At 69.5% G+C, this 9,389-nt stretch carries 7 protein-coding genes; 4 read left to right on the top strand and 3 right to left on the bottom strand.

Annotated features, from left to right (window positions below; all coding sequences use genetic code 11):
- Both APM_RS12170 and APM_RS12165 read right to left on the bottom strand, forming a co-directional pair.
- Positions 1–561, bottom strand: a 561-nt coding sequence (locus tag APM_RS12170) for an MFS transporter (protein WP_007423680.1), incomplete at its 3' end; no start/stop codon positions are given.
- 125 nt (positions 562–686) lie between these two features.
- On the bottom strand, positions 687–3,092 hold the full coding sequence (locus APM_RS12165) for a transketolase (protein ID WP_007423679.1): 2,406 nt from the start codon (positions 3,090–3,092) through the stop codon (positions 687–689).
- A gap of 120 nt (positions 3,093–3,212) precedes the next feature.
- Between APM_RS12165 and APM_RS12160 the strand changes: the two genes are divergently transcribed.
- The gene (locus tag APM_RS12160; protein ID WP_007423678.1) at positions 3,213–3,683 is read left to right on the top strand and encodes an Lrp/AsnC family transcriptional regulator; all 471 of its coding nucleotides are present in this window, start codon (positions 3,213–3,215) and stop codon (positions 3,681–3,683) included.
- Between the two features lie 15 nt (positions 3,684–3,698).
- On the opposite strand, the gene APM_RS12155 is transcribed toward APM_RS12160, so the two are convergent.
- Positions 3,699–5,816 (bottom strand): bifunctional diguanylate cyclase/phosphodiesterase, encoded by a 2,118-nt coding sequence (locus APM_RS12155; RefSeq protein ID WP_241763151.1) that lies wholly within the window; start codon positions 5,814–5,816, stop codon positions 3,699–3,701.
- A gap of 366 nt (positions 5,817–6,182) precedes the next feature.
- Here APM_RS12155 and APM_RS12150 point away from each other — a divergent pair, with 366 nt between their 5' ends.
- From APM_RS12150 to APM_RS12140, 3 genes are all read left to right on the top strand, one after another.
- On the top strand, positions 6,183–7,481 hold the full coding sequence (locus APM_RS12150; protein WP_007423676.1) for an MFS transporter: 1,299 nt from the start codon (positions 6,183–6,185) through the stop codon (positions 7,479–7,481).
- Between the two features lie 314 nt (positions 7,482–7,795).
- Positions 7,796–9,037 (top strand): SRPBCC family protein, encoded by a 1,242-nt coding sequence (locus APM_RS12145; RefSeq protein ID WP_007423675.1) that lies wholly within the window; start codon positions 7,796–7,798, stop codon positions 9,035–9,037.
- 1 nt (position 9,038) lies between these two features.
- The coding region (locus APM_RS12140; RefSeq protein ID WP_007423674.1) for a PLP-dependent transferase at positions 9,039–9,389 on the top strand (351 nt) is incomplete at its 3' end.

Genomic DNA, 9,389 nt, shown 5'->3' with positions numbered 1-9,389 from the left:
GGCGGCAAGGCCGAAGGGCAGCGCCAGCCAGAAGACGAGGCGGATATCGTCGCCGCTCGCCGCCATCAGCACGATCGCGAGCAGCGGGCCGGCGAAGGCGCCCACCGTGTCGAGCGACTGGCGCAGGCCGAACGCCGCCCCGCTCATCCCGGGCGGCGCGAGATCGCCCACCAGCGCATCGCGCGGCGCGCCGCGCACGCCCTTGCCGATCCGGTCGAACACGCGCGCGCCGAGCACCCAGCCCGCCGCCGGGGCGAGCGCGAAGACGGGTTTCGACAGCGCCCCCATCGCATAGCCGGCGACGGCCAGCGCCTTGCGCCGGCCGAGCCGGTCGCTGAGCCAGCCCGAGAACACCTTGACGATCGAGGCCGTGCCCTCGCCCACCCCTTCGATCAGCCCGACCATCTCGGTGCCGGCGCCGAGCGTGACGACGAGAAAGACCGGCAGCAGCGCGTGGATCATCTCCGAGGAGATATCCATCAGCAGGCTCACGCAGCCGAGCGCCCAGATCGCGCGCGGCAGGCGCGGCCGCGCGAGGTCCGTGCCGAGCGGGGCGCTCATGCCGTCAACGCGCGGGGCGGGGCATCATGCCGCCCTTGCGGGCGCCGCCAGTCCCAGTCCGTCATCGCCGCTCCTCCTGATCCGCAGGTAGGACGATATGCGGGCCGATGCCAAGCCCGCCGGCATCACCCCGCCAGCGCGGCCGCCCCGGACCGGGCGCGCGGGCGGGCCGGAAAGGCCAGCACCGGGCGGCCGCTGGTGAAGGTGCCGACGCGCTCGATGATCGCGGCGGCGTCGATGCCGTTGGCGCGGTAGAGATCGGCGATGGTGCCGGTCTGGCCGAAGCGCTCGACGCCGAGCGGCAGCACCGCATGGCCGGCGACGCCGCCGAGCCAGGACAGGGTGGCGGGATGGCCGTCGATCACCGTGACGATGCGGCAGTCGCGCGGGAGCGGGGCGAGCAGGCGCTCGGCCAGCGAGGTCACCGCCTCGCCGCGGCAGCGCGCGCGCTGGGATGCGCTCCAGCCGGCATGCAGCCGGTCGGCCGAGGTGACGGCGAGCACGCCGATATCGCGCCGGCTTTCCGCCAGCGCCCCGGCGGCGCGGATCGCCTCCGGCGCCACCACCCCCTGATAGGCGATGACGAGTTCGGCGTTCGGCCCCGGCTCGCGCAGCCAGTAGGCGCCCTCGGTCGCCCCCTGCCGCCAGGCGGTGCCGCGCCGGCCCGGCTGCTCGACCGGGTTGGTGGACAGGCGCAGATAGACCGAGCCGCCCGCCGCATCGGCGAGGCCGGTGCGCGGATCGGTATACGGATCGGCGGCGTCGCGCTGGAGATGGTCGAACGCCCATTCCATGATCGCCGCCAGCTCGTCGGCGAAGGCCGGCTCGAAGGCGGCGAGGCCGGGCTGGGTCATGCCGATCGCCGGCGTGCCGATCGACTGGTGCGCCCCACCCTCCGGCGCGAGGGTGACGCCCGATGGCGTGCCGACCAGCAGGAAGCGGGCATCCTGGTAACAGGCGTAGTTCAGCGCATCGAGCCCGCGGGCGATGAACGGATCGTAGACGGTGCCGATGGGGATCAGGCGGCGGCCGAACAGCGAACGGGCGAGGCCGGCGGCGGCGAGCAGCAGCATCAGGTTGGTCTCGGCGATGCCGAGTTCGAGATGCTGGCCCTCGGGCGCGAAATCCCAGCGCGCGGTCGAGGGGATCTTCTCGGCGCGGAAAAGGTCCGCCATCGCCTCGCGGGCGAACAGGCGGCGGCGGTTGACCCAGGGGCCGAGCGAGGTGGTGCCGGTGACGTCGGGCGAGGTGGTGAGGATGCGCGCGGCGAGCGCGCTGTCGCCGCGGGCGAGATCGTCGAGGATGCGGCCGAAGGCGGCCTGGGTGGAGATCTCCCGCTCGCCGGGTGAAGCGAGGGCGGGGACCGGCAGATGCGCATCGTCGTGCCGGCGGCGGCCGGCGGCGAAGAAGGGCACCGCGTCGAGCCAGGCGCGGAAGCCGTCCACGTCCGCCACCGCGGCGAAGCGCTCCCACTCCTCGCCCTGCCCCACGCCCATGTGGCGCTGCCAGGCCTGCATCTGCTCGACCGTCATCACCCCGCCGTGATTGTCCTTGTGCCCGGCGATCGGCGTGCCCCAGCCCTTGATCGTGTAGGCGAGGAAGCAGGTCGGGCGGTCGTGGTCGATCGCGGCGAAGGTGTCGGCCATGGTCTGCACGCAGTTGCCGCCGAGATTCTCCATCAGCGCGGCCAGCTCGGCATCGCTGCGCCGGGCGATCAGCGCCGAGACCGCGCCCTGGTCGCCCAGCTCGTCGAGCAGCCGCTTGCGCCAGGCGGCGCCGCCCTGGAAGGTGAGTGCTGCGTAGCGCTGGTTGGGGCAGGAATCGATCCAGCGTCGCAGCGCCTCGCCGCCCGGCTCGGCGAAGGCCGCGCGCTGCAACGCGCCGTACTTGATCCGCACCACGTCCCAGCCGAACGCCTCGAAGATCTTCTCGATGCGCTGCCACAGCCCCTCGCGGGCGACGCCGTCGAGCGACTGGCGGTTGTAGTCGATCACCCACCAGACATCGCGCAGCCCGTTCTTCCAGCCTTCCTGGAGGCATTCGTGGATGTTGCCCTCGTCGATCTCGGCATCGCCCATCAGCGCGACCATGCGGCCGCGCCGCAGATCCCGCCCCCAGGGCTTCGCCGCGATATAGTCCTGCACCAGCGCGGCGAAGGAGGTGATGGCGACGCCGAGCCCGACCGAGCCGGTGGAGAAATCCACGTCGTCATCGTCCTTGGTGCGGCTCGGATAGCTCTGGGTGCCGCCGAAGCCGCGGAAAGTCTCCAGCCGCTCGCGCGTGGTGTTGCCCATCAGGTATTGCATCGCGTGAAACACCGGGGCGGCGTGCGGCTTCACCGCGACGCGGTCCTCCGGGCGCAGCGCGGTGAAATAGAGCGCCGCCATGATGCCCACCATCGAGGCGGAGGAGGCCTGATGCCCGCCGGTCTTGATCCCGTCCACCTTCGGCCGGAGGTGGTTGGCGTTGTGGATCATCCAGTGCGACAGCCAGAGCAGGCGCTGTTCGGCGGTTTTCAGATGCGGCGTCATTCGCGGTCTCCCGGCGTGAGGGCGGTGCGCCGAGTCTAGGCGGGCGGGCGGAGCGAATCCTTGCGATTCGCGCGGCCCAGGGCAATATCGTGGCGATAGTCTGCAAGGAACCGCGCCATCATGGTGAAATCCGGCACAATCGACGATTTCGATAGGGAGATCCTGTCCGCCCTGCGGAGCGATGCGCGGATCTCCATGCTCGACCTCGCCGAGCGGGTCGGGCTGAGCGCGACGCCGGTGGCCCGCCGCGTGCGCCGGCTGGAGCGCGAGGGCATCATCCGCGGCTATACCGTGATGATCGACGAGGCGGCCCTCGGCTTCGACGTGTCGGTGTTCGTCTCGGTCAAGCTCGACAAGCAGGTGGACGACGCGCTGGTGCGTTTCGAGGCGGCCATCGCCTCGTTCCCCGAGGTGGTCGATTGCTGGCTGATGACCGGCAACCGCGACTACCTGCTCCGGGTGGTGACGACGAGCCTCGCCGCGTTCGAGCAGTTCCTGGTCGGGCAACTGACGCGGGTGCGCGGCGTCGCCTCGATCGAGAGCTCGATCCCGCTGCGCCGGGTCAAGGCCGGGGTGTCGCGCTCGGCGTGACCGGCCAGCCCGCGTTCAGGCGCTCGCCGCCAGTGCGGGCGCGGCGGCCGGATCGAACGGACGATCGGGCACCCGCCCCGTCATCTGCAGCCAGTCCGTCACGTCCGCGGCGGGAATCGGACGGCTGAACAGATACCCCTGAACGCTGCCGACGCCCCGCTCCACCAGGTTGCGGTTCTGTTCCGGCGTCTCGACGCCTTCGGCCGTCACCTGCAGCCCGAGCGCGCGGGCGATCGAGAGGATCGCCTCGATCGTCGCATAGCCGTTGCGCCCGGCGTCGCGCACGAAGGACTGGTCGATCTTGATCACGTCGATCGGCAGGTTGCCGAGGAAGGACAGCGACGAGAAGCCGGTGCCGAAATCGTCGAGCAGGATTCCCACGCCCATCTGCCGCAGCCTGTCGAACAGCGGCGCCGAGCGGTCGGCGTCGTGCAGGAACATCGTCTCGGTGATTTCGATCTTCAGGCGCGATGGCGGCAGCCCGGAAACCGCCAGCGCGTGCTCGACGTCATCGAGCAGGCTGCCGACCAGCACATGCGAGACCGAGATGTTGACGGTGACGGCGATCGAGGGGTCCGGCCAGCCGGTCGCCGCGCGGCACGCCTCTTCCAGCACCCAGCGGCCGATCCGCTCGATCTGCCCGCTCTGCTCGGCGACCGGGATGAACGTCGCCGGGCTGACCGCGCCGCGCACCGGGTGATTCCAGCGCAGCAGCGCCTCGAACGCCGTGCAGGCGCCCGTCCGCGCGTCGATGATCGGCTGGAACACCAGGCGGAACTGATCCCCCTTGATGGCGTCCCGCAGGCCCTGTTCGAGGTCGTAGCGATCCGCCATGTCATCGGCGAGAACCGGGTCGAAGCGCTTGGCCCGGCTCTTGCCCTCGCGCTTCGCCGCATACATCGCGACATCGGCGGCGCGGATCACGCTGTCGGCGGTATCGCCATTGTCGGGATAGAGCGCCACCCCCACCGAGGCCTCGACCCGGCAGACATCCGCGCCCACCGTGATCGGCACCTTGATCGCCTCGATCAACCGCTCGGCATGGCGGAGCGCCTCCTCGCCGCCGCAGTCCGGCAGGGCGACGAGGAACTCGTCGCCGCCCCACCGCGCGACGTCCCCCGTCGCGCCGATCACCCGGGCGACGCGCTCGGCGGTTTGCCGCAGAACCTGGTCCCCCATTTCGTGGCCGCGCAGGTCGTTGATCTGCTTGAAGCTGTCGAGATCGATGAACAGCAGCGCGACCCGGCCGGGCGCCCCCACCGAACCCTCCGCGCGCCCGGCGAGGCGGGCGGTGAAGGTCGGGCGGTTGTAGAGCCCGGTCAGCGGATCGGTCGAGGCGAGCCGGCTCAGGGCCGCCGCGTAGCGCTCGCGCTCGGCCACCTCGTGCGCGAGCTGGGCGGTCCGCTCGCACACCCGGCGCTCCAGGCTCTCGTTGGCGTCCGCGAGGTCGCTCTTCATCGCTTCGAGATGAACCCTCTCCTGCTCGGAGCGCAGCGTCAGCACCTGGTTCGTGCGCATCAGGCGCAAGCCGCGCAGCACCGTCCGCGACGTGGTCCGGGCGAAGAAGAACGACGAGATGTAGCCGACGATGCCGATCACCGCGAATTTCTGCCCGCCCGGCTGATACGCGATCAGGGTCTCCGCAACCCCCGGCAGCAGGACGGCGGTGCAATAGGTCACGATCAGCGGAAAGCTGGCGCTCAGGACGGTGACGCTCCCCCCCGCCATGCCGAAACACACCATGAACGCATACGCCCGCTCGACGACGGCGAGATGCGGAAAGAAGAAGATCGGGAAACTGCCGAGCAGCAGGGCCAGGGTCGACGTGCCGAGCCCGAAGCGGCGGATCATCTTCCGGCCGTCGAAAGGCTTCCGGCTGACCCGGGGAAACAGGATGAAGATGTCGACGGAGCGGATCGCGGAAACGAGGACGATGGCGGCGAACCAGGCCAGCAGGGCGGACCACTCGCCCGGCGCCTGCACGAGGAGGATGAGCAGGAACGACACCGCGACCGTGACGAACACGCTGCCGCCGCCCAACGAATAGAGCAGTTCGGCACGATCCCTCTCGATCAGCTCCTCCAGTTCGGGATCGGCTGTTTCGTCAGGCTCTGATCGCTTGGGCTTACGCATGTGAATTCCCGACAGGGGATCGGCTTGACGATCCGGCGCCATACTCGCGGACCGGCGGACCCCCTTGCGGCGTCCGCCACTCCCTCACGCGCCTTAAGCACGGCAATTCTTAATGGATCGTTATGAAATCCCGGGGCATATCAGGGATGACCTGCCCGCTGACCGGCCGCTCGAAGCACGTCTCCGGCCGGAACACCCACATCCCGCGTCCTGCCGGATTGCCGTCCGATCGGTGGTAGTTTAACGATAAATCTCAACTTGGGAGAGGTGGGCCTCTTTTGCTATGCCGATGATAGCGCAACCAACGGCCGCCCGGCCGCAAGAGCAAAATTTGATCCCGACGCCACGTCAATACGGAGGAAACCGATGAGTTCAAGCACAGGAGCGGCGGAGGTGGGCATGACCCGCTGGTTCCGCCTCATTCCCATCGCGATGATCGTCTACATCATCTCGTTCATGGACCGCACCAACATCGCCTATGCCTTTTCGGGAATCGGCCACGATTTCCACATCACCAAGGCGGACGAAGGCACCGCGGGCGGCATCTTCTTCGTCGGCTACGTGCTGCTGCAGATTCCCGGCGGCTGGCTGGCCGAACACTGGTCCGCCAAGAAATTCGTCGCCATCATGATCTGCTTCTGGGGGCTGATGGCGCTGGCCTGCGGGCTCGCGCAGAATTTCACCCAGCTCGTGATCTTCAGGTTCCTTCTCGGCGTCGCCGAGGGCGGGATCTGGCCGGCCACGCTGGTGCTGCTGTCGCACTGGTTCCCCGTGCAGGAGCGCGCCCGCGCCTACGGCTTCTGGATCGCCAACCTGGCGATCTCGTCGATCATCACCCAGCCGCTGTCGGGCTTCATCGTCGCCGGCTCGGACTGGCGCACGCTCTTCTTCGTCGAAGGCGCGCTGCCCTTCATCATCGCGCTGCCGCTCTGGCTGATCTTCATCAAGGACCGGCCCGAAGACGCCCATTGGTGCCTGCCCGCCGAGCGCGACTACATCAACCGCTCGCTCGCCCAGGACCGCGCCAACGAACCCGAGCCGGGACCGTTCAGCGACATCTTCAAGTCCGCGACGGTGTGGCGCCTCGTGGTGGTCTATTTCCTCGTGCAGGTCGGCTTCTACGGGCTGAACATGTGGATGCCCACCCTGCTCAAGTCCCTCACGCATGCGGGCTTCGGCGCGGTCGGCCTGATCGCGACACTGCCCTACGTGGTCGCGGGGCTGATGCTCTGGTTCAACGGCTGGTGGGCGGACACCAACCGCCGCTACTCCCGCCACGTCTTCCTGCCCATGACGCTGGCGGCCGTCAGCCTCATCCTGTCGGTGACGGTCGGCGAGGGCATGATCCTGCTGTCCATCTTCTTCCTCTGCCTCGCGATGGGCGGCGCGATGTCCTATGACGGCCCGTTCTGGGCGGCCGCCTCGCGCACGCTGCCCGTCGCCCTGGTCGGCGGCGCCATGGGGCTGATCAACGCGCTCGGCAATCTCGGCGGCTATCTCGGGCCGTTCCTGGGCGGCTATCTCCAGGACAAGACGCACAATTTCTACGCCACGGCGATCCTCTTCGCCATCTCGCTGTTCGCCGCCGGCCTCGTGATGCTGACGATCAGGGTCCGCGAAACGGCCCCGACCGTGCACGGCCCCGCGGTCAGCCCCGCCGAATGAGCCAGTGTCCCGGACACTGGAAAACGATAAGAACAATAGTCTAGCACCAAGCTGACGAAGGCACCGGCCGGTTCCACCCGCGCCGGTGCCACCTCGTCCATCCCCGAACGCCCCTGAACGCGGTCCATCAACACGGCGGACGAACGCCGGACATGACGCGGCGTTCGCCGCCACCGGACGCCGCCACCGGCCGCACCCTTCCGGACCACCCGGGCCGCCGGGGCCAGCGCGCCGGCTCATAGGCTTATGCACAAATGCGATTTGCCGCCGCCCCGGCGTGCTGACTAACGTCCGGTGTCCACTGGAGGTCACCGATGCCGGATACGCCCCTGCGCAACCGCCTCTCCGCGCTTCTCGCCCAGCGTCCGCCCCGGCACACGCTGCCGCAGGCCTTCTACACCGATCCCGAGATCTTCGAGTTCGACCTGCGCGAGATCTACGGCCGCAGCTGGCTGCTCATCGGGCTGGAAACCGAGATCCCCGACCCCGGCAGCTATCTCGCGATGACCATCGGCCGCTCGCCGATCCTCCTGCTCCGCGGGCAGGACGGGGTGCTGCGCGGCTTCTTCAACACCTGCCGCCATCGCGGCGCGCAGATCCTGGCCGATGGCTGCGGCCACGCGCAGCGCCTGCTCTGCCCCTATCACCAGTGGATGTATGACGACACCGGCGCCCTGCGCGGCGCCGGCCGCATGCCGCGCGAGTTCGACAAGTCCGCCCACGGTCTGAACCCGATCCATGTCCGCACCGTCGCCGGCACCGTCTATGTCTGCCTCGCCGCCGAGCCGCCCGAATTCGACGCCTTCCACGACCATCTCGCGCCGATGCTCGCCGGCCACGATCTCGGCAACGCCAAGCTCGCCGCCGAATGCACGCTGTTCGAGCGCGGCAACTGGAAGCTGGTGATGGAGAACGCGCGCGAGTGCTATCACTGCGGCGCCGGCCATCCCGAGCTCGCCCGCTCCTTCCCGACCGACGTGCGCGGCAATTTCAGCACCGCCGGCATGGTCGACCTGCCCGGCTTCATCGCGCGGATGGAGGCGCTCGGCCTGCCCTCCGCCGCGGTGCAGGGCGAATGGTGGCAGGCCTCGCGCTTCCCGCTGCGCGACGGCAACGTGTCGATGACGATGGACGGCACGCCCTGCGTCGCCAAGCCGCTCTGCCACGTCAACGGCGGCGATGTCGGCTCGCTGCGCTGGGCGCTGGAGCCGCACTGCTTCGCCCATGCGGTGGGCGATTTCCTCATCATCTTCTCCGCCCTGCCGCTCGCGCCGCAGGAAACCCTGGTCGTCGCCAAGTGGTATGTCCACAAGGATGCCGAGGAAGGCGTCGACTACACGCGGGACGGGCTGATGCATGTCTGGAACGAGACCAACCTGCAGGACCGCGCGCTGGTCGAGCTGAACCAGCGCGGCGTCAACTCGCTCGGCTACGTGCCCGGCCCCTACAGCGAGGCGTCGGAGAGTCTCGCCATCGGCTTTACCGACTGGTACGTGAACAGCGTTTCCCGCCGCATCGGCGCGGCGGCGCCGGCCCTGAAGCTGGTCGACGCCTGACGTGGCGGGGCGGCGCGTCGAGACCATCGCGGTCGGCCACGGCTACGATCCGGCGAGGCATAACGGGGCGGCGAAACCGCCCGTCTACATGAGCTCCACCTTCGTCTATCGCGACGCCGCGCACGCCCGCTCGGCGCATGAGGGCTACGCCGCCGGCCGCGCCCCCGACGCGGGCGACGCCGAGGGCTACATCTACGCCCGGCTCGACCACCCGAACCTGCAGATGCTGCAGGCGCGCATGGCGGCGCTGGACGGCGCGGAAGCCTGTGCGGCGTTCGGTTCCGGCATGGCGGCGGTGGCCACCGCGCTGCTCTCGCTGGTCCGCCCGGGCGACTCGGTGCTGCACACGAGC

Source organism: Acidiphilium sp. PM, from assembly GCF_000219295.1.
GTDB classification, from domain to species: Bacteria; Pseudomonadota; Alphaproteobacteria; order Acetobacterales; family Acetobacteraceae; genus Acidiphilium; species Acidiphilium multivorum.
Note: the sequence above shows the minus strand (reverse complement) of the source record. Positions and strands in the feature narration are given on the sequence as shown.

Bases quoted from the DNA above. Each gene is read 5' to 3' on its own strand.
- APM_RS12165 (WP_007423679.1), bottom strand. From the start codon at position 3,092: ATGACGCCGCATCTGAAAACCGCCGAACAGCGCCTGCTCTGGCTGTCG.
- APM_RS12160 (WP_007423678.1), top strand. From the start codon at position 3,213: ATGGTGAAATCCGGCACAATCGACGATTTCGATAGGGAGATCCTGTCC.
- APM_RS12155 (WP_241763151.1), bottom strand. From the start codon at position 5,816: ATGCGTAAGCCCAAGCGATCAGAGCCTGACGAAACAGCCGATCCCGAA.
- APM_RS12150 (WP_007423676.1), top strand. From the start codon at position 6,183: ATGAGTTCAAGCACAGGAGCGGCGGAGGTGGGCATGACCCGCTGGTTC.
- APM_RS12145 (WP_007423675.1), top strand. From the start codon at position 7,796: ATGCCGGATACGCCCCTGCGCAACCGCCTCTCCGCGCTTCTCGCCCAG.